21 protein-coding genes are annotated in these 23,844 nt (G+C 57.0%); 14 read left to right on the top strand and 7 right to left on the bottom strand.

All coding sequences use genetic code 11. The features are described 5' to 3' along the window. Position 1 precedes the first annotated feature (1 nt). Together QEZ52_RS00865 and QEZ52_RS00870 are read right to left on the bottom strand one after the other, a co-directional pair. Positions 2-715, bottom strand: coding sequence for a GNAT family N-acetyltransferase (locus tag QEZ52_RS00865; RefSeq protein WP_406647088.1), 714 nt, complete (start codon positions 713-715; stop codon positions 2-4). 124 nt (positions 716-839) lie between these two features. Then, a complete protein-coding gene (locus QEZ52_RS00870) occupies positions 840-1,454 on the bottom strand; it encodes a helix-turn-helix domain-containing protein (protein ID WP_406647090.1) in 615 nt (204 codons plus the stop codon). A 172-nt stretch (positions 1,455-1,626) separates the two neighbouring features. Here QEZ52_RS00870 and lpdA point away from each other — a divergent pair, with 172 nt between their 5' ends. The 8 genes from lpdA to QEZ52_RS00910 all read left to right on the top strand — a co-directional run bounded on the left by lpdA (position 1,627) and on the right by QEZ52_RS00910 (position 11,405). Then, a complete protein-coding gene (lpdA, locus tag QEZ52_RS00875) occupies positions 1,627-3,009 on the top strand; it encodes a dihydrolipoyl dehydrogenase (RefSeq protein ID WP_406647092.1) in 1,383 nt (460 codons plus the stop codon). 12 nt (positions 3,010-3,021) lie between these two features. Beyond that, positions 3,022-3,972, top strand: a complete 951-nt coding sequence (lipA, locus tag QEZ52_RS00880) for a lipoyl synthase (RefSeq protein WP_406647094.1) — start codon at positions 3,022-3,024, stop codon at positions 3,970-3,972. Between the two features lie 18 nt (positions 3,973-3,990). Beyond that, complete coding sequence (locus QEZ52_RS00885) at positions 3,991-5,361, top strand: sodium:alanine symporter family protein (RefSeq protein ID WP_406647097.1); 1,371 nt, start codon at positions 3,991-3,993, stop codon at positions 5,359-5,361. 70 nt (positions 5,362-5,431) lie between these two features. Next, positions 5,432-5,845 carry a universal stress protein gene (locus QEZ52_RS00890; RefSeq protein ID WP_406647099.1) on the top strand — a complete coding sequence of 138 codons (414 nt, stop codon included), beginning with the start codon at positions 5,432-5,434 and terminating at the stop codon, positions 5,843-5,845. Positions 5,846-5,893: 48 nt separating this feature from the next. Next, complete coding sequence (gcvT, locus tag QEZ52_RS00895; RefSeq protein WP_406647101.1) at positions 5,894-6,991, top strand: glycine cleavage system aminomethyltransferase GcvT; 1,098 nt, start codon at positions 5,894-5,896, stop codon at positions 6,989-6,991. A 17-nt stretch (positions 6,992-7,008) separates the two neighbouring features. Then, positions 7,009-7,374, top strand: a complete 366-nt coding sequence (gene gcvH / locus QEZ52_RS00900) for a glycine cleavage system protein GcvH (protein ID WP_406647103.1) — start codon at positions 7,009-7,011, stop codon at positions 7,372-7,374. Between the two features lie 64 nt (positions 7,375-7,438). Continuing rightward, the gene (gene gcvP, locus QEZ52_RS00905) at positions 7,439-10,294 is read left to right on the top strand and encodes an aminomethyl-transferring glycine dehydrogenase (RefSeq protein ID WP_406647105.1); all 2,856 of its coding nucleotides are present in this window, start codon (positions 7,439-7,441) and stop codon (positions 10,292-10,294) included. Positions 10,295-10,418: 124 nt separating this feature from the next. Next, positions 10,419-11,405, top strand: coding sequence for a helix-turn-helix domain-containing protein (locus tag QEZ52_RS00910; RefSeq protein WP_406647107.1), 987 nt, complete (start codon positions 10,419-10,421; stop codon positions 11,403-11,405). Between the two features lie 31 nt (positions 11,406-11,436). On the opposite strand, the gene QEZ52_RS00915 is transcribed toward QEZ52_RS00910, so the two are convergent. Both QEZ52_RS00915 and gabT read right to left on the bottom strand, forming a co-directional pair. Next, positions 11,437-12,867, bottom strand: coding sequence for an aldehyde dehydrogenase family protein (locus QEZ52_RS00915; RefSeq protein WP_406647109.1), 1,431 nt, complete (start codon positions 12,865-12,867; stop codon positions 11,437-11,439). 141 nt (positions 12,868-13,008) lie between these two features. Then, complete coding sequence (gene gabT / locus QEZ52_RS00920; RefSeq protein ID WP_406647111.1) at positions 13,009-14,313, bottom strand: 4-aminobutyrate--2-oxoglutarate transaminase; 1,305 nt, start codon at positions 14,311-14,313, stop codon at positions 13,009-13,011. Between the two features lie 134 nt (positions 14,314-14,447). On the opposite strand from gabT, the gene QEZ52_RS00925 reads away from it, so the two are divergent. Next, entirely contained in the window at positions 14,448-15,029 is a 582-nt protein-coding gene (locus QEZ52_RS00925; RefSeq protein ID WP_406647114.1) for a cupin domain-containing protein, read from the top strand. Between the two features lie 29 nt (positions 15,030-15,058). Next, positions 15,059-16,168 (top strand): CaiB/BaiF CoA transferase family protein, encoded by a 1,110-nt coding sequence (locus tag QEZ52_RS00930; RefSeq protein ID WP_406647116.1) that lies wholly within the window; start codon positions 15,059-15,061, stop codon positions 16,166-16,168. Positions 16,169-16,284: 116 nt separating this feature from the next. Here the strand turns inward: QEZ52_RS00930 and QEZ52_RS00935 are convergent, their stop codons facing one another. Genes QEZ52_RS00935 through dctP form a run of 3 tightly spaced genes read right to left on the bottom strand, consistent with a single transcriptional unit; the run spans position 16,285 to position 19,239 of the window. Continuing rightward, on the bottom strand, positions 16,285-17,604 hold the full coding sequence (locus QEZ52_RS00935; RefSeq protein ID WP_406647118.1) for a TRAP transporter large permease subunit: 1,320 nt from the start codon (positions 17,602-17,604) through the stop codon (positions 16,285-16,287). Between the two features lie 46 nt (positions 17,605-17,650). Beyond that, positions 17,651-18,226 carry a TRAP transporter small permease subunit gene (locus QEZ52_RS00940; RefSeq protein WP_406647120.1) on the bottom strand — a complete coding sequence of 192 codons (576 nt, stop codon included), beginning with the start codon at positions 18,224-18,226 and terminating at the stop codon, positions 17,651-17,653. Further along, positions 18,226-19,239 carry a TRAP transporter substrate-binding protein DctP gene (gene dctP / locus QEZ52_RS00945; RefSeq protein WP_406647122.1) on the bottom strand — a complete coding sequence of 338 codons (1,014 nt, stop codon included), beginning with the start codon at positions 19,237-19,239 and terminating at the stop codon, positions 18,226-18,228. The genes QEZ52_RS00940 and dctP overlap by 1 nt, the downstream gene beginning before the upstream one ends. Positions 19,240-19,632: 393 nt before the next feature. Between dctP and QEZ52_RS00950 the strand changes: the two genes are divergently transcribed. From QEZ52_RS00950 to QEZ52_RS00965, 4 genes are read left to right on the top strand one after another with little or no spacing between them, the layout of a single operon-like run. Continuing rightward, positions 19,633-21,087, top strand: a complete 1,455-nt coding sequence (locus QEZ52_RS00950; RefSeq protein WP_406647123.1) for a biotin carboxylase — start codon at positions 19,633-19,635, stop codon at positions 21,085-21,087. Beyond that, a complete protein-coding gene (locus QEZ52_RS00955; RefSeq protein ID WP_406647126.1) occupies positions 21,078-22,310 on the top strand; it encodes a C45 family autoproteolytic acyltransferase/hydolase in 1,233 nt (410 codons plus the stop codon). Before QEZ52_RS00950 ends, QEZ52_RS00955 begins: the two co-directional genes overlap by 10 nt. Further along, positions 22,310-23,221, top strand: a complete 912-nt coding sequence (locus QEZ52_RS00960) for a carbon-nitrogen hydrolase family protein (protein ID WP_406647128.1) — start codon at positions 22,310-22,312, stop codon at positions 23,219-23,221. The genes QEZ52_RS00955 and QEZ52_RS00960 overlap by 1 nt, the downstream gene beginning before the upstream one ends. Before the next feature lie 39 nt (positions 23,222-23,260). Then, the gene (locus tag QEZ52_RS00965) at positions 23,261-23,779 is read left to right on the top strand and encodes a glyoxalase/bleomycin resistance/extradiol dioxygenase family protein (protein ID WP_406647131.1); all 519 of its coding nucleotides are present in this window, start codon (positions 23,261-23,263) and stop codon (positions 23,777-23,779) included. Positions 23,780-23,844 lie beyond the last annotated feature (65 nt).

Genomic DNA, 23,844 nt, shown 5'->3' on the forward strand with positions numbered 1-23,844 from the left:
GTCATGTAATCTGGATCATGTCGGTCAACCGTTCTCTTTGTCTTCCTGCCTCGTCAAAATTCTGGGGGTCAAGCCACAGACAAAGAGCTCGGCTGATCCGGGGCCAGTCCCGATCCAATATGGAATACCACGCGGTATCCCTGTTTCTTCCCTTGTAGACCAAAGCCTGCTCGAACAAACCGTCATAGCTGAACCCCAGACGCTCAGCTGCCCGCCTCGAGGCTTCATTCAGAGCGTCGCACTTCCATTCGTAGCGTCGGTACCCAAGGTCATCGAAAACATGCCGCATCATCAGGAACATGGCCTCAGTCGCGCCACGTGTACACTGTAACAGAGGGGAGAACGCGATCCCCCCGACCTCGACGCTTCCAGCGTCCGGTTTGATGCGCATATAGCTGGCGACCCCAATGGCACGCCCGGTGTCGCGATCCAATATCGCGTAATAGACAGGATCACTCTGTGCCGAAATGGACACCAGCCAGGCCTGCATGTGATTCTTGGTAGAGAATGGGCCAACAGACATATAGGTCCACAGCCCGTCCTGTTTGCCCGTCTGAAAGGCGGTAAACAGGTCATCGGCATGTTGTACCGGATTCAATTCAATCAGGTCGCAGTATTGGCCACGCATCGGTTTTCGATCAGGCACCGAACGCGGATGCCAATTGGGAACCTCCTGGCCAATCGGCTGTCCGAAAGCGTTGATCCGATGTGTCATGGTTGAACTCCGAATAATCACCGGGATTGGGTTATCAGGATAGACCAGCAGGCAAACAGTCAATTCCAGTTTGGTCATTCAATCCAACTGACACCCTTGCAGATCGCCCCAGAACCCGCTGCATCTACAGTTGCAACGACACCCAAAGAACCTTGGCATCTTCTTCGCTGGTGGACACACAGCCATGCCCCATACCGCTGTCATAGTATACTGAGTCCCCGGCCCGCATGGGTAACGGACGATAGTGTTCTGTATACAGTGTCACTTCGCCGCTGATGACATACATGAATTCCTCGCCGCGGTGACGAACCCATGTGTCAAATTCACTGACATCGCGTGCCTTGATCGTGCTGATATAGGGCAACATCTGTTTGCTGGTCAGTTCGGTACAGAGCAGTTCGTGATCATAGGTGCGCGTCTCCTGATGCTCGCCCTGCCCCAGGCGGGTAAAATCACGGCGCCCCGAAATATCGCTCTTGGCTGACTGCACGAACAGCTGTGGGGTTTCCAGTTCAAGCGTCTGCATCAGGCGGCGGATGATTTCGAAACTGGGTTTGGTCTGATTGTTTTCAATCTTGGACAATGTCGACCGGCCAATGGCGGCAGACTTGGCCGCCTCCTCCAAAGTCAGGCCCTTTTCCTTGCGCGCCTCCCGAATCATGCGACCCAGAACTTCGCCATCTGGCGCCTCCATACCTTCGACAAGGGGGCCAATTTCTTCTGCTTGTACGGGTTCCATTTGGCGTTTTCTCCTGCTCCCCGGCCAGCTTAGCTTTGATACATCACATAGTCAAAATTTCCCCTACATTTCTTTTGTTGATTATTGTGGAAAAGTTTCCTATAGGAACGCAACGACGCATACTGGTGCATACATTCCTAAATTGGAACGTTTTCGTTCAGAGAGGGAAATCATGAGCGACTATGATTTGGTGGTGATCGGCGGAGGCCCCGGCGGCTATGTGGCGGCGATACGCGCCGCGCAACTGGGACACAAAGTTGCCTGTGTCGAAGGGCGCACGACGCTGGGCGGCACATGCCTGAACGTCGGCTGCATCCCCTCCAAGGCCCTACTGACCTCTTCGGCAAAATACGCCGAGCTTTCTCATCTCTCCTCCCACGGCGTTTCGGTCGGAGAGATTGGTTTGGACCTGAATGCCATGATGGCCCGCAAGGACAAGATCGTCGGTGACCTGACGAAAGGTATCGCTTTCTTGTTCAAAAAGAACGGTGTGGATCACATCGAAGGTTGGGCCAGCATCCCGACGGCCGGACAGGTTCAAATTGGCGACCAGATCCTGACCACCAAGAATATTGTAATCGCCACCGGCTCGGAGCCCACGCCTCTCCCTGGGGTGGACATCGACGAAGTGGATGTGCTGAGCAGCACCGGAGCATTGGCATTGGAAGAGGTGCCAGAACGCTTGGTGGTTATCGGCGCGGGCGTGATCGGACTTGAATTAGGTCAGGTCTGGTCACGTCTCGGATCCAAGGTGACAGTCGTGGAATACCTCGACCGGATCCTGCCCGGCATTGACGGTGACATCGCCAAACTGTCCCAACGCGCACTGTCCAAACGCGGGGTAAAATTTCAACTCAGTCGTGCATTGAAGTCAATTACCAAGGGTGACACCGCCCTGGCTCTGACCCTCGACCGGGTTGGCAAGGACAAGCAAGAAACGCTTGAAGCCGACAAGGTCCTGATCGCCATCGGACGTCGCCCGGTAACGCGCGGGTTGAACCTGGAAGACCTGGGTGTCGCGACCAATGCCCGCGGGTTTATTGAGGTAGATGATAGTTTCCGGACATCGGTTCCGGGGATCTACGCTATCGGTGATTGCGTGCCCGGCCCAATGCTAGCGCATAAGGCCGAAGAAGATGGTGTTGCCTGCGTCGAACTCCTGGCCGGGAAACACGGACATGTCGATTATGACACCGTCCCGGGCGTCGTCTACACCGACCCCGAAGTCGCCTCGGTTGGACAAACCGAAGAGGCGCTGAAAGAGGCGGGTACCCCTTATACCGTAGGAAAATTCGCTTTCATGGCCAACTCACGCGCCCGTTCGACCGGTGAAACGGATGGTGCGGTCAAGGTTTTGATGGCTTCAGATGGCGCATTGCTTGGTGCCCATATCTGCGGAGCCCATGGTGGTGATCTGATCGCTGAACTGGTTTTGGCGATGACCCAAGGCATCACAGTCGAAGAAGTCGCCCGCACTTGTCACGCCCATCCGGCGATAGGTGAGGCGGTCAAGGAAGCCTGTCTCGATGCGCTTGGCCGCGCGATCCACGCATAAGGAGGTCGCCAGATGACTGTCCAGCTCCGCCCCCGCCACCCGGAAAAAGCCAAGCGCACCGACAGCGTCATCCCGCGCAAGCCCAAGTGGATCAGAAAGAAGAAAATCGAAAGCGCCGAATATTACGACACGCGGCGTCTGATGCGGGATCATGACCTGACGACAGTCTGCGAAGAGGCCGCCTGCCCCAACATTGGTGAATGCTGGTCCAAACAGCACGCCACCATGATGATCATGGGCGAAGTTTGCACCCGCGGATGTTCGTTTTGCAATGTCGCAACCGGTAAACCGGATACGCTGGACGTCTTTGAACCCGGTCGTGTGGCCTCCGCAGTGACGAAGCTGGGTCTGCGCCACGTTGTGATCACATCCGTAGACCGGGATGATCTGGCAGACGGCGGCGCAGAACATATCGCCCAGACCATCCGTGCCGTGCGCCATCAGAACCCCAACACCACGGTCGAAGTTCTGACACCTGATTTTCTGGGCAAGGGCGATGCCGCCAATATCGTTTTTGATGCAGCACCGGATGTCTTCAACCACAATCTGGAAACTGTTCCGCACCTGTATCCGACCGTGCGCCCTGGAGCCCGCTATTACACCTCATTGCGGCTTCTGGATGACGCAAAGCGGTCAAATCCACAAATTTTCACGAAATCCGGCCTGATGGTTGGATTGGGGGAAACCATGAATGACGTACGCCAGGTGATGGATGACCTGCGTGCAGCCAATGTCGATTTTCTGACAGTGGGTCAGTATCTGCAACCCACTCCAAAACACCATAAAATAGACCGGTTCTGGACCCCGGAAGAGTTCGCACAGCTGGAGCAGATCGCACGCAACAAAGGCTTTCTGCATGTTTCTGCGACGCCGTTGACACGATCCTCGTTCCACGCGGACCAAGATTTTGCCGCCCTGAAACGCGCGCGCCAGCAGGCGCTGGCAACTGGGCATTCACTGTAACGCAATGGGAGGGAAACCATGGAAGCGTTAAATTCAATCGTAGGAGCCATCAACGGCGTCGTCTGGGGGCCGCTGATGCTGGTCCTCATTCTTGGCGTAGGCTTCTTCTTGCAGGTTGGGCTGAAATTCATGCCGATCCTGAAACTGGGCACGGGTTTTAGCCTGCTGTTCAAAGGTCGCGAAAGCCAGGGCGAGGGCCAGATCAGCCCATTCAACGCGCTGATGACTTCGCTGTCGGCGACCATTGGTACCGGCAACATTGCCGGTGTGGCTACTGCTGTCTTCCTGGGCGGTCCAGGCGCCTTGTTCTGGATGTGGATGACCGCGTTGGTAGGCATGGCCACCAAATATGCCGAAGCTGTCCTGGCGGTAAAATATCGCGAGACCGACGAGCTGGGCAATTATGTCGGCGGGCCGATGTATTACATCAAAAACGGCCTGGGTGCCAAATGGGCCTGGCTGGGTTTTGCATTTGCTCTGTTCGGCGCGATCGCGGCATTCGGCATCGGCAACGGTGTACAGGCCAATGGTGTGGCACAGGTTCTGGAAAGCAACTTTGGCCTGAACACGTCGGTTACAGGTGTTGTCCTGATGATCCTGACCGCAGCCGTGATCCTGGGTGGCATCACCCGCATCGGTGCGGTCGCCGGTAAGCTGGTTCCATTCATGGCCGTCAGCTATATCGTCGCCGGCTTGCTGGTTCTGCTGATCAACATCGGTGCCATTGGCGACGCGATCAGCCTTGTCTTTACCCACGCCTTTACCCCATCGGCTGCCGAAGGTGGTTTTGCAGGTGCGGCTGTTTGGATGGCGATCCGCTTTGGTGTGGCACGTGGTGTGTTCTCGAACGAAGCCGGTTTGGGCTCCGCCCCGATTGCACATGCTGCTGCATCGACTGCCGGTCCTGTCAACCAGGGTCTGGTTGCCATGTTGGGCACGTTCATCGACACCATCATCGTTTGCACCATCACTGGCCTGGCCATCATCGCATCGGGTGCGTGGACGTCGGGTGAATCTGGCGCGGCTCTGACATCGCTGGCGTTTGAACTCTCATTGCCAGGCATCGGCGGCTATTTGATTGCAATTTCGCTGTCGATCTTTGCCTTCACCACAATCCTCGGCTGGTCGTTCTATGGCGAAAAATGTGTTGGCTACCTGATGGGTCACAAGTTCCTGATGGTCTATCGCATCGCATGGATCGTGATGATCTATTTTGGTGCAACCGCCGATCTGGGTTTCATCTGGTTGCTGGCGGATACGCTGAATGCCATGATGGCCATTCCGAACCTGATCGCTCTGGCTCTGCTCAGCCCGATTGTCTTCAAGCTGACCAAGGAATTCTTCGCTTCTGGCGGAGCCTCGGAAAGCGGCAATTCGCCTGCTGAATAACCGTCGCGGGGGGCCGTGATCTGCGGCCCCCGCTTCCCCAAAGTGAACTCTCATTTCGAGGAGATGACAGATGGCTACCAAAATCATGCTGCCGATTGACCACACCGACGATCGTTCGTGGAAAAAGGCACTGCCCGTCGCGCTGGAACAGGCGAAATTCTACGGGGCCGAACTGCACGCGGTTTCGGTCATCCCCGAGATCATTCAATTGCCCAACCTTCCGCCCAACTATGGGGCGGGTGCCAAGGCGCACGTTCAAAAAGCTGTCGAAGACATCCTGAAGCACGGCGGCGCAGCGGATGTGTCTGTACATATCGAAGAAGGCAGCGTTTATCGCGAAATTCTCAAGCTGGCTCACAAGGACGGCTATGACATGATCATCATGGCCTCGGCCAAAGGTGATTTCCCAAATTACGAGATCGGCCCCAACCTGGCCCGCGTGGTGCGTAACGCCCATTGCACTGTTATGGTTGTACGCGACTGATCGCGTTTCCTTTCCGATTCAAGCCTCGTTTCAAGCAAGGACAAGAATATGACCGACGCACCCAAACGCACACCGCTTTATGACCTGCATGTCGAACTGGGCGGCAAGATGGTTGATTTTGCTGGCTGGGAAATGCCTGTGCAATACCCGATGGGCATCATGGGCGAACACAAACATTGTCGCGAGAAAGCGGCGGTGTTCGATGTCTCTCACATGGGCCAGGTGATCCTGAAAGGCGACAATGTAGGCGAAAAGCTCGAAGCGCTCTGCCCGCAAGCCTATGCCACATTGAAAGAGGGCAAAGCCCGCTATGGGTTCTTCACCAACGAAGATGGCGGCATTATGGATGACTTGATCGTATCCAACGCAGGCGATCATTATTTTGTCGTGGTCAACGCCGCACTGCGCCACCAGGACATCCCGCACATGGCCGCCAATCTGGATGGTGTCGACGTCATCGAGATTTTTGACCGTGCATTGGTCGCGGTTCAAGGTCCCAAGGCCGAAGACGTCGTGGGCGACCTGTGCCCTGCCGCCCGTGATCTGAAGTTCATGGAAACCACCGTCGCAGACATCAATGGTGTTTCCTGTCGCATCTCGCGCCTGGGTTACACGGGTGAAGACGGGTATGAGATTTCGATTCCGGACGCCGATGCCGTAGCTGTGGCCCGTGCCTTCCTCGCACACGAAGACTGCGAGCCTGCCGGTCTGGGCGCGCGTGACAGCCTCCGGCTCGAGGCCGGTCTGTGTCTCTATGGCAATGACATCGATCAATCGACTTCCCCGATCGAAGCCAGCCTGAACTGGGCCATCCAGAAACGCCGCAAGGAAGAAGGCGGTTTCCCCGGTGCTGCACGCATCCAAAAGGAATTGGCCGAAGGCGCAGCCAAGAAACTGGTCGGCATCAAACCTGCCGGTCGCGCCCCAGCCCGCCAAGGTGTGGAAATCCAATGCGCCGAAGGCAACACTATCGGTGAGATTACCTCGGGCGGTTTTGGCCCGACGGTCGGCGGCCCGGTCGCCATGGGCTATGTCTCTGCCGGGCATGGTACCGTTGGTGAACAGGTCAACCTCGTTATCCGCGGCAAGGCCCAGCCTGCCGAGATTGTATCGCTGCCTTTCGTGCAGCAGAATTACAAACGCTAATCCCAGGAGCAAAAACAATGGCCATCTATTATTCCGAAGAGCACGAATGGGTTCTGGTCGAAGGCGACGTCGCCACAATTGGTATCACCCAGCACGCCGCTGATCAGTTGGGTGAAATCGTTTTCGTCGAACAGCGTGAAGCAGGTGACGAATTCGCCAAGGGCGATGACATCGGTGTTATCGAATCCGTCAAGGCGGCCTCGGAAATCTATGCCCCCGTCGATGGCGAAGTCGTTGAGGCAAACGAAGCTCTGGCCGACAACCCCGGCGCATTGAACGAAAGCCCCGAAGGCGACGCCTGGATCTATAAGATCAAGTTGGCGAATGCCGCACAGCTGGAAGATCTGATGGATCTGGACGGCTACAAGGCCCTGATCGGCTAACGCATCCCCTCCTCGCCGGAAACACGTCCGGCGGGGCCCATTGCCCAAACAAGGACCAAGAGACATGGCCTTCAAACTGACCGATTACGAAGCATATGACTTCGCCAATCGCCGCCACATCGGCCCCTCCCCACGGGAAATGGCCGACATGCTGCAGGTGATCGGCTTTAAAACTCTGGATGAGCTGATTGACGCCACGGTGCCCCCGGCGATCCGCCAGGAAGAGGCGCTGGATTGGGGTCCGGCAATGACCGAGCGTGACGCGCTGTATCACATGAAACAGGTCGCCTCCAAGAACAAGGTTCTGACCTCTCTGATCGGTCAGGGGTATTACGGCACTACGACGCCCGCGCCGATCCTGCGCAACATCCTTGAAAACCCCGCTTGGTACACTGCGTATACCCCCTACCAGCCCGAAATTTCCCAGGGCCGCCTCGAGGCGCTTTTGAACTTCCAGACCATGGTCAGCGATCTGACCGGGTTGGACATCGCCAACGCTTCGCTTCTGGACGAGGCGACCGCCGCCGCCGAAGCAATGGCCATGGCACACCGCGGTTCGCGCTCCAAAGCGAACAACGCGGCCTTTTTTGTCGACAAAAACTGCCACCCGCAAACCGTGGCAGTGATCAAGACCCGCGCCGAACCTTTGGGGATCGAGGTTCTCGTGGGCGACCCGGATACGATGGATGCGGACGCTGTCTTTGGCGGTATCTTCCAGTATCCGGGTACTTATGGGCATGTACGCGACTTTACCGATGAAATCGCCGCGCTGCATGCAAACAAGGGCATCGCGATTGTCGCGGCCGACATCCTGTCGCTGGCGCTGCTGAAATCACCCGGTGAAATGGGTGCCGACATTGCCATCGGATCGACCCAGCGGTTCGGCGTGCCCATGGGCTATGGTGGCCCCCACGCTGCCTATATGGCGACCACCGACAAGCTGAAGCGTGCCATGCCCGGCCGCATCATCGGTGTGTCGATTGATGCGCGCGGCAACCAGGCCTATCGCCTGTCGCTGCAAACCCGCGAACAGCACATCCGCCGTGAAAAAGCCAACTCGAACGTCTGTACTGCTCAGGCGCTGCTGGCCGTCATTGCGTCAATGTATGCAGTTTACCATGGTCCCGACGGGATCAAGGCGATTGCCCAGTCGGTGCACCGCAAGACCTCGCGGCTGGCCGATGGCCTGGAAGAAGCAGGGTTCAAGGTTGAACCCGAAGTGTTCTTTGACACCATCACCGTCGAAGTCGGTCACCTTCAGAATGTCGTCATGGAGGCCGCCGTCGCCCGTGGCGTCAACCTGCGCAAAGTTGGCGAAACCAAAGTCGGCATCTCGCTGGATGAACAGACCCGCCCCGAAACCATCGAAGCGGTCTGGGGTGCCTTTGGCATCGACAAGAAAGACGACAGCTCGAACAAGCATTATCGCCTGCCCGATTATGCGCTGCGCGAAAGCGAGTATCTGACTCACCCAATCTTCCACAAGAACCGGGCCGAAGCAGAAATCACCCGCTACATGCGTCGTCTGGCCGACCGTGACCTGGCACTGGACCGCGCGATGATCCCGCTCGGCTCCTGCACCATGAAGCTGAACGCGACCATCGAAATGATCCCGGTTACCTGGCCGGAATTTGGCAATCTGCACCCCTTCTGCCCCGAAGATCAGGCGCAGGGCTATCACGAGATGATCGCCGATCTGAACGACAAGCTGTGCCAGATCACCGGTTATGACGCGATCAGCCAACAGCCGAACTCGGGTGCGCAGGGTGAATATGCGGGCCTGCTGACCATCCGTAACTACCACGCCTCGCGTGGCGAGGCAGGCCGGAATGTCTGTCTGATCCCAACCTCGGCGCATGGCACCAACCCGGCGTCGGCGCAGATGGTGGGCTACAAGGTGGTTCCGGTCAAAGCGGATGACAGCGGCAACATCGACGTCGCTGACTTCCGGGAAAAGGCAGAAAAGCATTCGGACCAACTGGCCGCTTGCATGATCACCTACCCATCGACCCACGGCGTGTTCGAAGAGACCGTACAGGAAGTCTGCCAGATCACCCATGATCACGGCGGTCAGGTCTATATCGACGGTGCCAACATGAACGCCATGGTGGGTCTGGCCCAGCCGGGCAAGATTGGCGGCGACGTCAGCCACCTGAACCTGCACAAAACCTTTTGCATTCCGCACGGCGGCGGCGGTCCCGGCATGGGTCCGATTGGCGTCAAGGCACATCTCGAAGAGCACCTGCCGGGTCACCCGGAGTACGGCACCGCTGTTGGTCCGGTGTCGGCCGCTCCGTTTGGTTCGCCGTCGATCCTGCCGGTGTCCTGGGCCTATGTGCTGCTGATGGGTGGTGCGGGTCTGACCCAGGCCACCAAGGTTGCGATCCTGAACGCCAACTACATCGCGGCCCGTCTGAAGGATGCCTATCCGATCCTCTACACCTCGGAAACCGGTCGTGTGGCGCATGAATGTATCCTGGACACCCGTCCGCTGGACGAACAGGGCCACGTTACCGTGGACGACATCGCCAAGCGTCTGGTCGACTCGGGCTTCCACGCACCGACCATGTCCTGGCCGGTGGCTGGCACGTTGATGGTGGAGCCAACCGAATCCGAACCCAAGGACGAGCTGGACCGCTTCTGCGAAGCGATGCTGTCAATCCGAGGCGAGGCCCAGGACATCATCGACGGCAAGATCGACCCCGAGAATAACCCGCTGAAACATGCACCACACACGGTGCGTGACCTGGTGGGCGATTGGGACCGTCCTTATACCCGCGAACAGGCCTGTTTCCCTCCCGGTTCGCTGGGCGTGGACAAATATTGGTCGGTGGTGAACCGCGTGGACAACGCCTATGGCGACCGCAACCTGATCTGCACCTGCCCGCCGATGTCTGATTACGAAGACGACGCATCCTGATCCGACGCTACTCAGTCCCGCCCGCATGTCGGGCGGGACTGTCTATTCTGGCCCCATCGCCAGAGTATTTCTCACGTGACTTTCAGGTGACTCCCAACGACTTCACTCATGCGAAGGGACACATATGGCTTATCTGGAACCCATCCAAAGCTGCGCCTTGGCACCAGTTGAAAGCAGGGCGAACAAATCCGATCTGCGCGTCGACATCTTTGTGCCTGATGTGACAGCTAACGCTTCGGCGCAAATGTTCCTGGACCTGTTCCAAGCAGCCAACGATCTGCTGACCGGAACACGCTATCGCGTGACCCTGCGCACCTTGTCGACACCAGTGAACGAGGACCCCCGTCAATGGCAACGCCGGACGGTCATTTTCTTGGGCAACCTGCAATCACGATGGGTTTCGCGCCCCGACCAACGCAACCGGTTGGCCTCGATCCTCAGATTGTCACCTCGCAGCATGATGATTGGGGGCGCTGTATTTCTGATGCGGGATGCCGGGATGAACCATGACGTCAATCTGGCCATCCATCCAAATTTTACCGCCGCAGCCCAGGAAGAAGGGTTGCTTGCCGATGCGTCCACCACCGTTCGGGAAGGCCGCATTAACAGCGCCTCTTCCGGCTTTGCCGCACTGCCCTTGATAGTGGATCTTATCGGCGAAGATCATGGCCCCTATATCGGCAAAACTTTGTCGGCGTATCTGGGCCTTTCGGACGGTCGCCAATCACCACAAAGCCGGGAATTCGTGTCGCTGCGCCACCGCAGCCGCGGGGACCGGTTGATCGACGTGGCCCTTAAAATGATGCAGGAGCATATCGAAGAACCGCTACAGATCCGCGAATTGGCCAGCACATTGGGTGTTTCAACCCGCAAGCTGGAACGCCGCTTTCAGGAGAAAACCGGTAGTACGCCATTGACCGTCTATCGCCAATTGCGCATCGAACGAGCGCACCAGCTGATCAGCCAGACTGACCTGACCAATTCCGAAATCGCCGTGGCAACCGGCTTTGGGTCACGCGCTAATCTGGCCCATTGGTTTCGCAAACAATATGGCACCGGACCAACCGAAGCGCGCACCCGGATGTTTCAACGACCGGCCCTGACGGGTTGACCCAGGCGCCGGGTCAACCCATTCACAAGATCTACCCGGCAAAGCTGTAGGCCGTTTTGACCGTGGTATAAAACTCCGCAGCATAACGCCCCTGTTCGCGCGACCCATGCGACGATCCTTTGCACCCACCAAAAGGCACATGATAGTCAACGCCGGCCGTCGGCAGGTTAACCATCACCATGCCTGCCTCGCTTTGACGCTTGAACTCACGCGCGTATTTCAGGCTGGAGGTACAGATCCCTGACGACAGGCCAAATTCTGTGTCATTGGCCACGCTCAGCGCATGATCAAAGCCTGAAACCTTGATGATGCTGGCGCAGGGACCAAAGATCTCTTCGCGGCTGGAGCGCATGTCGTTGGTCGCATTCAGAAACACCGCCGGGATCTGGTAGTATCCGGTTGTGTCACGGTCAACGTGCTCCCCGCCAATAACCTCGGCCCCTTCGGCCCGTGCCAGGTCCACATATTCAAGGTTTCCGACCAACTGCTTTTTCGACACCACCGGCCCGATCTGCACCGACGGATCCAACGGATTGCCCACAGTCAGCGCCTGTGCCTGAGTCACCAACCGATCGACAAAAGCATCGTGAATACCGGCATCGACGATGATCCGACTCGAGGCCGTGCACCGTTGACCGGTAGAAAAGAACGCTCCGTTCAACACAACAGGCACCGCAATATCCAAATCGGCGTCATCCATGACGACCATCGGGTTCTTGCCGCCCATTTCCAGCTGTATCTTTTTCATGCTGCGGGCCGCGTCTATGGCCAGGTTCTGCCCCACCGGAACGGATCCGGTAAACGAAATCGCGTTGATCCCGCTGTGCGCGGACATTGCATTACCCACAACAGATCCTTGTCCCATCACCAGATTGAACACGCCTGCGGGACACCCTGCCTCATAAAGGATTTCAGTCAACAAGTGGGCACTGGCCGGAGTCAAATCGGCGGGTTTGAACACCACAGTATTTCCATAGGCCAGCGCAGGCGCAATTTTCCAGGCGGGGATGGCGATGGGAAAATTCCACGGCGTGATCAGGCCAACGACACCCACAGGTTCGCGCACCACGTCAACATCCACATCCGTGCGTAATGATGCGATGGCATCGCCTGCCACGCGGACCGCTTCGCCCGCAAAGAAACGGAACACCTGAGCAGCTCGGACAGTTTCACCAATGGCTTCTGCCAGGGTCTTACCCTCTTCCCGGGCCAGGACAGTGCCGATTTCGGTCTTGCGCGCCAACAACTTCTGCGCCACCGCCTCCAACAAGTCAGACCGCACCTGAGGCGACGCCGAAGCCCACCCTCTCAGAGCGCCGTTGGCGGCCTGGACCGCCTGATCAACCTGTTCGACCGAAGCGCGGGCATAGACACCGATCACCTCGGAAATATCTGCTGGATTGCGGTTCTCCACCGCGTCATGCCCGTCCACCCAGGCACCTGCAATTAAGTTCTGTTTCATGACTCACTCGATGTTTGGGAAGACCACTGCGCAAACCCAGCGCCAGACCGACGGATTTGACAAAAGAACCGGCTGAAGCAATCGGGGGAACATGTTGCTTCAGCCGGAGAGAGAGGCTGGACCCAGACGGCCCCAACTCTCCTACTCTGCTGCAACTGCCGTTGCGTTGATCGCAGCGTCGATTGCCGATTCGAGCACATCCAACGCCTCGTCGACCTGCTCCATCGGCGTCGTCAGCGGCGGCAAAAGACGTACAGCATTGGCACGGGTGCCGCAGGGCAGGATGATCAGCCCGCGGGCCTCAGCTTCGGCCACGATCGCCTGGGTCAGCGCCGGGTCGGGAGCGTTGCTGCCCCGGTCCGTGACCAGCTCGAACGCCACCATGGCACCTTGGCCGCGCACATCACCAATTGCTTCGTAGCCCTGACGGGCCGCGATATCGGTCAGGCGTGCAATTATGCGGTCCCCGACCTCAGTGGCCCGCTCACACAGGTTTTCTTCGACGATCACATCCAGAACTGCATGTGCGGCAGCAACCGCCAGCGGGTTGCCCGCATAGGTGCCGCCGATACCGCCCACAGGGGCGGCATCGACGACCTCGGCCCGACCGGTTACGGCTGAGAGCGGAAAGCCACCGGCCAGTCCCTTTGCCATGGTCACCAGATCGGCAGCAACACCAGCGTGTTCAAAGGCAAACAGTTTGCCGGTGCGTGCGATTCCCGATTGGACCTCATCCGCGATCAACAAGATCCCATGATCGTCACAGATCTGGCGCAGCGCGCGCAGGAAATCTGGCGGGGCAATGTTGAAACCACCTTCACCCTGCACCGGTTCGATAATAATCGCGGCCACACGTTCGGGATCAATCGAGCTGCGCAACATGTTGTCCAGAACCGCCAGGGATTGTTCAACTGTCACCCCGTGGAACTCATTTGGGAAAGGCACGTGCAGGACCTCGGGCGGCATGGCACCGAAAGCTTTCTTATAAGGGTTTACCTTGCCGCACAGCGCCATGCCCATCAGGGTTCGACCGTGGAACGCCCCGGAAAAGGCGATGACACCGGAGCGCCCAGTATAGGCGCGGGCCATTTTCACTGCGTTTTCGACAGCCTCGGCACCGGTGGTGACCAGCATGGTTTTCTTGTCAAAGCCGCCGGGGGTCGATGCATTCAGTCGCTCGGACAGGGCAATATAGCTCTCGTACGGGGCGACGTGAAAACAGGTGTGGGTAAAGTTTTCGGCCTGTTTTGCCACCGCAGCCATGACTTTGGGGTGGCGATGGCCCGTGTTGTTCACCGCGATCCCGGCAGCAAAGTCGATGAAGCGATTACCATCCGCATCCCATAGTTCGGCGTTTTCCGCGCGAACCGCATAGATTCCACGGGTGGCGACACCCTTGGCCACGGCGGCCTCGCGGCGTGATTTGAGGTCAAGGCTGGCGCTCATGCGATATGTCTCCTCTGCGTGCGCTTCGATTCTTCACATCATATTGCGCATTATTTTGAACTTTACTACTTATAAATTGCGCAACATCCAGAGATTCGCCTATCCTAAGCAAAATGACACAGGGATATTCAGTCATGACAGATGAATTCGATGTTGGAGACCGGTTAAAGACGCTGAGAACACAGTTTGGCATGTCCCAGCGACAACTTGCCGAGGCCGCCAATGTACCTCATGGGCAGATTTCCATGATCGAAACCAACCGGAGCAGCCCCTCAGTGGCTTCTCTGCGCAAAATTCTAGGCGGCTTTGGCATCACCATGTCTGAATTTTTTGAGCCCGAATCTATTTCAGCTCAAAAAGCCTTCTTCACTCCGGCGGAAATGCGCGACCTGACGTCTCTTTTGTATCGACGTGATGATCCGGCCCAACAAAAAATCACCATCATGCAGGTCGGCGACGCCAAGGCACATGGCCTGCAAATCCTGCACGAACGGTATGAAGCTGGTGCAGACACCGGCGATTCCATGATCGAACACGAGGCCAACGAAGGTGGCATCGTCGTCTCGGGCGAAGTCGAAGTGACCGTCGGTGACGAAGTCCGTGTGTTGAAAGCCGGGGACGCCTATCTGTTCAACAGCCGGGAACCGCATCGGTTCCGCAATATCTCTGATCGCCCCGCCGAAGTCATCTCGGCCTGCACCCCACCTTATCTCTAACTTGACTTCCGTCATCAAAGGAAACGCTTATGTCCCCTCTTGAAGGTCTCAAAGTGGTCGAACTGGCCCGCATCCTGGCCGGTCCCTGGATTGGCCAATCGCTGGCCGATCTGGGTGCGAACGTCACCAAAGTCGAGGCCGAAAGCGGCGATGACACCCGCGCCTGGGGGCCCCCATTTATCGAACGCGATGGGGACAAAACTGCTGCCTATTACTATGCTGCAAACAGGGGCAAGACCGCGGTCGTAGCAGACTTCCGAACCGCGGAAGGTCAAAAGATCGTGCGTGACCTGGTGGCCGACGCCGACATCCTGATCGAAAACTTCAAAGTCGGCGGATTGGCGAAATACGGGCTGGACTATGACAGCCTGCGGGAGCTGAACCCGAGGTTGATCTATTGTTCGATTACAGGGTTTGGACAGGACGGCCCTTATGCCAAACGCGCGGGCTATGATTTTTTGATCCAAGGCATGTCGGGGCTGATGTCGATCACGGGCGAACCCGATCGCCAACCACAAAAAGTAGGAGTGGCGGTAACGGATGTCGTGACCGGGCTTTATGGCACCATCGGGATTCTGGCGGCGGTGGAGCAACGTCACCGCACCGGGCTGGGTCAGCATATTGATATGTCGTTACTGGATTGCGCCACCGCACTGTTGGCCAATCAGGCGATGAATTACCTGGCCACCGGCAACAGCCCATTGCGCAAAGGCAATGACCACCCCAATATCTCACCCTATCAGGTATTGCCCACGGCGGACGGGCATATCATTCTGGCCGTTGGCAATGACGGACAGTTCCAGCGGTTCTGCCGGGTGATCGAGCGCCTGGATCTGGCAGAGAACCCCGATTATGCCAGCAACGGGTTGCGGGTGTCCAACCGCGACGCGTTGACAGCTGAATTGGCGGACTCCCTGAGCAACTGGACCTCGGCCGAGCTGTTGTCTGCACTGGAAGCGGCCACTGTGCCTGCCGGGCCGATCAACTCTATCGGGCAAGCTTTTGAAGACCCTCAGGTGCAAGCCCGTGGACTGGTGATCGAACCCGAAGGCATCAAAGGCGTACGCGGCCCTTGGAAATTCTCGGACGCCGAACTGGCGCTGGACAAGACCGCACCGGTCCTGCCCAAGGCCCAGTAGGCCGCAATCCGCAGATTCAGAAAACAGCCGCCTCGGGAACGAGGCGGCTGTTTCAGTTGGGGATCAAAGGTTTGGATCTATGCCCTCAGACTCTAACGCAGACGCCAATCCCGCGATCAGAACAGCAAACCCGGTAACCACAGCGCGATCTGCGGGAAGGCCACAACCAGCGCCAACCCGAAAATCTGCAGCGCCACAAACGGAATCGCCGCCCAATATATGTCGCCAATGGTGATATCCGCCGGTGCAACCGATCGCATGTAAAACAGGTTGTAGCCGAACGGTGGTGTTAAATACGCGGACTGCATCGACAGAATGAACAACACCGCAAACCATGTGGTGTCATAGCCCAGATCCCGCACAATCGGAACGAACAACGGCACAGTGATGAACACGATGGCAAAATCGTCCAGAAACATACCCAACACAAAGTAAGTGGCCAACATGGCGATGATCACCAGTATGGGTGACAATTCAAAATCTTCGATCAGCTCACCGACGATCATCCCCGCACCCAGGCCCACATAGATTTTCGAGAAGAACACGGCCGCGATGGTGATCCACATCAACATTCCCATCAGCTTGGTCGTCGTCAGCATGACATAGCGCAGCATGTCCCAGCTGACCCGGCCGTGCAGCGCCGCAATCACCAACGCGCCAAATGCACCAATGGCAGACGCCTCAGACGGAGACGTCACTCCGCCAATAATACACCCCAAGACCGTAGCAATCAGAACTCCTGGCGGGATCAAATGGCGCAGGGATTTCAGTTTTTCCAAACCGCTGAACCGCTCTTCATCCGGGGCGGGTGGGCCAAGGCTCGGGTTAAACCGGCAGCGCACCAGTACATAAAGGATATATATCCCGGCCAGCATCAGCCCCGGCATCAGACCGGCGGCAAACAGTTTGCCCACGGAATCGCGACTGAGAAACGCATAGATGATCATCAACACCGAAGGCGGGATTAGGAAACCCAACGCGCCTCCGGCCATAATCGTGCCGGTCACCAGTTTCTTGTCATAGCCGCGTTTCAGCATCGCAGGCAGCGCGATGATACCCAATGACACGGTGGCTGCGCCGGAAACACCGGCCATGGCGGCGATCAGGGCACAAATGATGACAGTACCGACCCCCAATCCACCGGGCACCCCCCCCATCAGCTTGTGGATCATCTCGAACAAGTCATCCGTGATGCCGCTCCGTTGCAGCACAAGCCCCATGAAGATAAATAGTGGCAACGCCACCAGCAGGAAATTGTCCATCGCGCTGTAGGTCGAGCTGACCAACAATTCGAGCCCACCGGGTCCCCACAACACAAAGGCGCTGCCAACGCCGGAAATCGTCAATGCCCAGGCCAGCGGCGATCCCATCGCCATCAAGGCCAGCATTGACAGGAACATGATCGCCGTCGTGGTCAGCGGATCGAGTTCAGCCATGTTTCCTCCTCCCCGGGCAACCATTGGCTACCCGCGTAAATGCGCCCTACTTGGTGGCGGCTTTCAATAATTCGGGGTCAATGTCGCTCTCGTCTTCGCCCGCGCGAGGATCGACAAAATCAATTCCCAGCAGAACCAAAACCGAACGCAGCAATTCCGCGATGTTTTGCAGGATCACCAGGCCGACTGCGACGGGGATGACCGTCTTGATCGGGTAGATCGCCGGTTGCCAGATGCTTTTGTTCGAATACTCACGTACTGCCCAACTGTCGGCGGCAAACTCAACGGCCATTTTAAAGAAGACACCCAGCACCACCAAGCCGATGGTAAAGATGATGGTGTCGCAGAACGCCTTGCCACGCGGCCCCATCAGGCCATAGATCACTTCGGACCGGACATGTCCGCGATGGCGCAGGGTATAGGACCCAGCCAACATGCAGAATGCTCCGTACAACATTGTCGATGTCTCATGCGCCCAAATGGTGGGCGAATTGAGGAAGTAGCGAGCCACGATTTCCAGCATCAGCACAGAGATCATGGCCAGGGTCAGCCATGAAATGGCCCGCCCGACAAAATCGGACAGGCCATCCTGGGCGACCAGATATCTGGTCACCGCGCTCATTACAGGCGGCCTTGGGCCTTGGCGTTGGCGATCAATGCGTCAACAAATGCCTTGTTGCGGTCCGACCGTGCCGCCTCTTCGGCCCACACGCCTTGTGCAGCCTTTGTCAGCGCCTTGGAATCCGCATCGGGTAAAGTCGCGTATGCAAAGGTGCCATCTGCGACGCCGGCGTTGCCGTCTGCCAACCACTGGTGAATGTCATCTGCAAACTGCTGAATTGCGACGTTCAGGATCTGCTTGTGCTCATCGCTCAACTTGTCCCAAGCTGCGGGATTGGCCAAAAAGGTTTCAGTCCAGCCCGGCATCAGCATGTTCATAAAGGTATAGTTCTGGGCCGTTTCGTTCAGCTTGAGCTGTTCGTATTCAACCGGACCACCATAGATGGCACCATCGATCACACCTGTCGACATGCCGATATACAGCTCCTGGGCCGGGAGATACACGGTTGGAATGTCAAAAGCGTTCAAAACCTTGGCGACATTGGATGTGGCGCGGATCTTGCGGGTTTTCAAATCTTCCAGAGAAGTGACCGGCTCTTTGGTCAGCAGGTCATAGTTATGACCATATCCCTTGCCCAGATACACGGTGCCGGCTTCGGAATACGCTTCGGTCAGAAGCGCTTCTACTTCGGGGCTGTCAAACAGCGCCTTCGCTTCATCCACGCTGGCCCAAGCCCCCGGAAGCCCGGCCTCGATGTTGCCGACATCCACCTGGCCAGACCAATACCCGCCGGTACCATGTACGATATCTACAGTACCCTTCGAGACGGCATCAGCAAACTGATCCGACGCGACCAGTTCACCCCCACGAAAATACTGGATACGCAGCGAACCGTTTGAAGCTTCCTTGACAGCCTTTTTGAACTTCTTGGCGATCGGATCAATTTCAGTTCCATAGAAAGTGTGGAACCGCAGGCGCACGGTTTCGGCAGAAGCAGCCGATGCAACCGATGTCAGCGCAGCGGCACCTGCAATCATGCCCAGCGCGGCACGGCGGGAAAAAGAGAGTTTCATGGTTGTTCCTCCTGGTGGGGATTGATGCATCCCAGAATATTCCAGCAGACGGACGTGCGATCAATTTTTTGCGCAAGCATCCATCAGCATGGCGAATCACCTACATGATTCAGTCATATTTGCGCAATAATTTACGACTAAAGTTCTTGTATATTTGACGAATTCTCGGCAAAATCGATTGTGTCACACGATGATTTCAAATTTTTATGGTATCTTTTCAAAGATATGGCAAATATGGGCTTCAAAAAATGGCAAAGTGACGCACTCAATATTATGAGCGAATTTGCATCGCTATTTAGAGCATCTTTACTTTATAAGATTGTGCGCAAGACCGAATCGAAGTTGCCCATGGGTCAACCTCCCGTCACCGCGCTTAGAAGGAGTAGCGCCCATATGAGTTCCCAGAAACCGCCCCTTCGCGGGCTGACCGAGATTTTTCGTTTCTTGCGCCGCAATGAAACGCCAATCTATGTGATCATGCCGACACCCTTTAACCTGCTGGGATTGGACCAGTGGGTTGGTGGGCTGGAGTATGTAAATTACTTTGATATTTTTGACGGGCGTCACCCGCGTACATTCCTCCCCACTCAGACCGAGCCTCAGGATTTCAGGTCGATGGAGGACGTGGGCAACTATCTGATCGATCACCCAGAGTTCCGAGCGCACGTTAAATCCCAGAGTCCTGGGATGGCGCTGTTCGTACAGTTCGATGACAAGACCGAAGAGCTTTGCGAAGAGGTCGGCCTGACCATCGGTTTGCCTTCAAACGACCTGCGCAACCGACTGGACAGCAAAATCGAAACCACCCGCCTGGGCAACGAGGCCGGAGTGCCCAGCGCGCCCAACATCATGGGCGAAGCCAATACCTATGGCGATCTGGTCAAACTGGCCGAACGCGCCGGATTGGGACGGGATCTGGTTGTTCAGACGCCTTATGGAGACAGTGGCCGCACCACTTTTTTCATCAAATCCACAGACGATTGGGACAAATACGCCAACAAGATCATAGGCCAGTCGTTGAAAATCATGAAGCGGTTGAACCATCTGCCCGGCACCATCGAAGGCTGTGCCACACGACACGGATCGCTGGTTGGTCCTGTCATGACGGACATCACCGGGTTCGAAGAAATCACTCCGTACAAGGGCGGTTGGTGTGGAAATGACATTTCGCCCAGCATTCTGCCTGACGGCATCCCGGACAAGGTGCGCGACATGGCGCGCAAGTTCGGAGATCGCCTGTACCAGGAAGGATACAAGGGCGTGTTCTGCATCGACTTCTTGCTGGATACAGACACCAACGAGGTCTATCTGGGCGAGCTGAACCCGCGTATCAGCGGTGCCTCTCCGCCAACAAACCTGATCACCTCGACCTATGGCGGTTGCCCCTTGTTCCTGCTCCACCTGCTGGAGTTCATGGACGTCGAGTACGACGTTGACATCCAAGAGATCCAGTCGCGCTGGAATCACTATGACCACTGGACCCAGCTGATCCTGAAACAAACCGACGATAAGGTCGAACTGATCACAAAGGCACCGCAATCAGGTATCTGGCAAATGGGCGACGATGGCGACATCGAATTTCTGCGCCCTGGTCACAATATCAACGCTCTGGGCAATGAGAACGAGGCGTTTTATCTGCGCGTCTATGGGGTTGGCGAATACTGTTATCACGGTGCCGATCTGGGGTGCCTGCTGGCTCGTGGCCGGATGCAGTCGGACGATCGCGAACTGCTGGATCGTGCCAAGAGGTGGAACAAGGCGATCAAGGGCGAATTCAAAAGTGTTCCGCTCTCTCCCCACACGCATGTTTCGCTGCCAACCGACATGACGGCAGGGAAATGGTTCTAGAACCGAACACATCTGGGTTGGATGTGAATGCCGCCCATGCCCAATTGACGTTCCGGTGCTTATGCGAACAGGCACCGGACGATGCGTGGCGGCGTGTCATTGCACACGGGTGGCCAGGTTGGCGCGAATGGTTTACGTCGCGCGGTGGAAATGACCTGCCCATCACAGAAGCACATCGTGCCCTGCGTCGGTTCATGCCCGAATTCGAACCCCTCGTGGAAGAGCTCAATCAGGCAGCCAACCCAGACGAGTCCCTGCAAAGGTTTCTCACGTTCTGGTGCCCACCGCGCTATCTGGTGAACTGTTCGCAGGCGGTAATTGTGGATGACAAAGGTCCCTTTCTGATCCGCAATTATGATCTGGATCCTGCGCTGAATGAAGCGACACTGCTGACTACTTCCTGGCGCGGCACGCGGGTCATGGGCATGGTCGAGGCCATGGCGGGGCTGGCTGACGGAATGAACGAACACGGGCTGACAGCGTCGCTGACCTTTGGTGGGCGGATCAACGTGGGCAAAGGGTTCGGTATTCCGTTGATCATGCGCTATTTGCTTCAGATGTGCCGTGATACCCAGGACGCAGTCGACCTCTTGCGGGCTGTCCCCGCGCATATGTCTTATAACATCACGCTGATTGATGCCTCGGGGGATTGGTCAACCGTAATGGTCGCTCCCGACCGGCCAACAATGGTTCGCCAACAACCTTGGGCAACCAACCACCAACTGGGCGTGGAATGGCCTCGGCATGGGCGGATCTCGAACACGTTGGGACGGGCGCAACATCTGGAACGGCTGCTAGAAGATACAGCCGCGAACGCCTGCACTCTGCACCAGACGTTCCGTCAAAAACCCGTGTTCAGCACAAATTACCGTCAGGGGTTCGGCACCGTCTACACCGCCGCCTACCGCCCCTTGCAGCGCGAGGTCCAACTGAGCTGGAGCGATGGAACAACAGTTGTTCGTACGATGGATCAGGTCGGCTCTCACAAACAGCCTATCGCCTATTTCGACAGCGGGTCCCGCGCACCCGCAACACCCACCTATACCCCACCAGCATGGCACCCCGATTGGTACGACGCCTTTGTCAAAGCCACCCACCCGGCGCATAGCGGCCCGGAACAGGTCCGCCTGGCCGCGTTCTGGCGGCGCAACCATTTTGGGCAGGACCATGACTGGTGGAACCTGCTCCCCAACACCACCGACATTCTTCAGGAGGATAGCTAATGTCCCGTTTCGCCATCGCCGGTATCCAGATGCACATTACCACCCATCGCAATATCGAAGAGATGCGCCAGCGGATGGAAATCCTGTTTCATTTGTACCCATGGGTCGAAATGGTCGTATTTTCTGAACTGGCCGCGCACGGTCCGGCACTGCATGCTTCCCAGCCGAAAGGCGGAAGTTATGAACGTGAATTTGCCGAGATGGCCCGCCATTATGACACATGGCTGATCCCCGGGTCATATTTTGAAGAGCTGGACGGCGCGATCTATAACACCACCCCGGTCTTCAACCCCGAAGGCGAGGTGGTCACCCGCTATCGCAAGATGTTCCCTTTCACACCCTATGAAAAAGGTGTCACCCCAGGTCGCGAATTCTGCGTCTTTGATGTCCCGGACGTGGGCCGTTTTGGTGTTTCGATCTGTTATGACCTGTGGTTCCCCGAAGTGACCCGGACCCTGACTTCCATGGGGGCCGAGGTCATTATCAACCCCGTATTGGCCAGCTTTGTCGATCGTCCGGCCGACCTAGCGATTGCCCAGGGTTCCGCGGCGATGTTCCAGTCCTATATTTTCCACATCAACGGTTTGCTGGCAGGCGGAAACGGCTATTCCATGGTCATCGATCCGGCTGGCCAAATCCTGCATCGCGGCAACGTTCAAGAGGAAATGATCCCCATCGAAGTGGACTTCGAACTGGTTCGCCATCAACGCCGCAATGGTATCCTGAACATGGGTCAGCCGTTGAAAAGCTTTCGCGACAACACCGTCGAATTCCCCCCCTACCAGCCCGGGTTTGACCGCGGCTATCTAAATTCTCTCGGGCCGCTGCAAAAGCCCGCCCGGAGGGCAGGGAAAACGGCAATCGCTGCCCTGCCAGCCGCGATGCCCGCAACCGATCAGAAGACCGGTTGAAAGAACCCCATTCCAAAACTTGATGTGAAAGGAAAGCACATGACTTCATCTCACGCCAAAATCCCAACCAAACCCAAAGGGTTCAACGCCATCACCGCTTCGATTGCGGTTCCAAACATCTCGGATGCTGTTGCTTTTTATGCCGACACTCTGGGCGCTGATCTGATCGAATGCCTAACCATCCCCGGTTCTGAAACCGCCATCTATGCAACGATCAAAGTTTCCGGCACCACGGTTGTTCTGAACCTGGATGACACGGCCCTGCCTTATGGCGAACCAGGCCACGTGACCCTGCACCATTATCTAAACGATATCGAAGAGGTGTTTGAAAAGGCAATCAACAACGGCGCAGTGGTTGTTTCGCCCATCACCCCGGCCTGGTGGGGGGATTTAACGGCCGTTCTGGTCGATCCCTTTGGTGTTCGTTGGAGCCTGGCGCAGCGTGCCGAACAGTTAAACTCACAGGAACGCAGACAGCGACTCGAAGCGCTGTATAGCCCACCCAAAGTCGAAGAGGTGCCTGAGCAGGTTGGTCCGGGTTTCGAAGCGGGCACCTAAGTGCGGCAAAACTTATCAACCTATCGGTAAAACAACTTTGCCTGATCGCGGGCGGTCGCGGATAG

This window comes from Aliisedimentitalea scapharcae, from assembly GCF_045277565.1.
Taxonomy (GTDB): domain Bacteria; phylum Pseudomonadota; class Alphaproteobacteria; order Rhodobacterales; family Rhodobacteraceae; genus Aliisedimentitalea; species Aliisedimentitalea scapharcae.

Excerpts from the sequence above, each read along its gene's own strand:
- QEZ52_RS00885 (WP_406647097.1), top strand. The coding sequence starts at position 3,991 with ATGGAAGCGTTAAATTCAATCGTAGGAGCCATCAACGGCGTCGTCTGG.
- gabT (WP_406647111.1), bottom strand. The coding sequence starts at position 14,313 with ATGAGCGCCAGCCTTGACCTCAAATCACGCCGCGAGGCCGCCGTGGCC.
- gcvP (WP_406647105.1), top strand. The coding sequence starts at position 7,439 with ATGGCCTTCAAACTGACCGATTACGAAGCATATGACTTCGCCAATCGC.
- gcvT (WP_406647101.1), top strand. The coding sequence starts at position 5,894 with ATGACCGACGCACCCAAACGCACACCGCTTTATGACCTGCATGTCGAA.
- QEZ52_RS00865 (WP_406647088.1), bottom strand. The coding sequence starts at position 715 with ATGACACATCGGATCAACGCTTTCGGACAGCCGATTGGCCAGGAGGTT.
- QEZ52_RS00890 (WP_406647099.1), top strand. The coding sequence starts at position 5,432 with ATGGCTACCAAAATCATGCTGCCGATTGACCACACCGACGATCGTTCG.
- QEZ52_RS00955 (WP_406647126.1), top strand. The coding sequence starts at position 21,078 with ATGGTTCTAGAACCGAACACATCTGGGTTGGATGTGAATGCCGCCCAT.
- QEZ52_RS00915 (WP_406647109.1), bottom strand. The coding sequence starts at position 12,867 with ATGAAACAGAACTTAATTGCAGGTGCCTGGGTGGACGGGCATGACGCG.
- gcvH (WP_406647103.1), top strand. The coding sequence starts at position 7,009 with ATGGCCATCTATTATTCCGAAGAGCACGAATGGGTTCTGGTCGAAGGC.
- QEZ52_RS00965 (WP_406647131.1), top strand. The coding sequence starts at position 23,261 with ATGACTTCATCTCACGCCAAAATCCCAACCAAACCCAAAGGGTTCAAC.
- QEZ52_RS00870 (WP_406647090.1), bottom strand. The coding sequence starts at position 1,454 with ATGGAACCCGTACAAGCAGAAGAAATTGGCCCCCTTGTCGAAGGTATG.
- QEZ52_RS00960 (WP_406647128.1), top strand. The coding sequence starts at position 22,310 with ATGTCCCGTTTCGCCATCGCCGGTATCCAGATGCACATTACCACCCAT.
- dctP (WP_406647122.1), bottom strand. The coding sequence starts at position 19,239 with ATGAAACTCTCTTTTTCCCGCCGTGCCGCGCTGGGCATGATTGCAGGT.
- QEZ52_RS00935 (WP_406647118.1), bottom strand. The coding sequence starts at position 17,604 with ATGGCTGAACTCGATCCGCTGACCACGACGGCGATCATGTTCCTGTCA.
- lipA (WP_406647094.1), top strand. The coding sequence starts at position 3,022 with ATGACTGTCCAGCTCCGCCCCCGCCACCCGGAAAAAGCCAAGCGCACC.
- lpdA (WP_406647092.1), top strand. The coding sequence starts at position 1,627 with ATGAGCGACTATGATTTGGTGGTGATCGGCGGAGGCCCCGGCGGCTAT.
- QEZ52_RS00925 (WP_406647114.1), top strand. The coding sequence starts at position 14,448 with ATGACAGATGAATTCGATGTTGGAGACCGGTTAAAGACGCTGAGAACA.
- QEZ52_RS00930 (WP_406647116.1), top strand. The coding sequence starts at position 15,059 with ATGTCCCCTCTTGAAGGTCTCAAAGTGGTCGAACTGGCCCGCATCCTG.
- QEZ52_RS00950 (WP_406647123.1), top strand. The coding sequence starts at position 19,633 with ATGAGTTCCCAGAAACCGCCCCTTCGCGGGCTGACCGAGATTTTTCGT.
- QEZ52_RS00910 (WP_406647107.1), top strand. The coding sequence starts at position 10,419 with ATGGCTTATCTGGAACCCATCCAAAGCTGCGCCTTGGCACCAGTTGAA.
- QEZ52_RS00940 (WP_406647120.1), bottom strand. The coding sequence starts at position 18,226 with ATGAGCGCGGTGACCAGATATCTGGTCGCCCAGGATGGCCTGTCCGAT.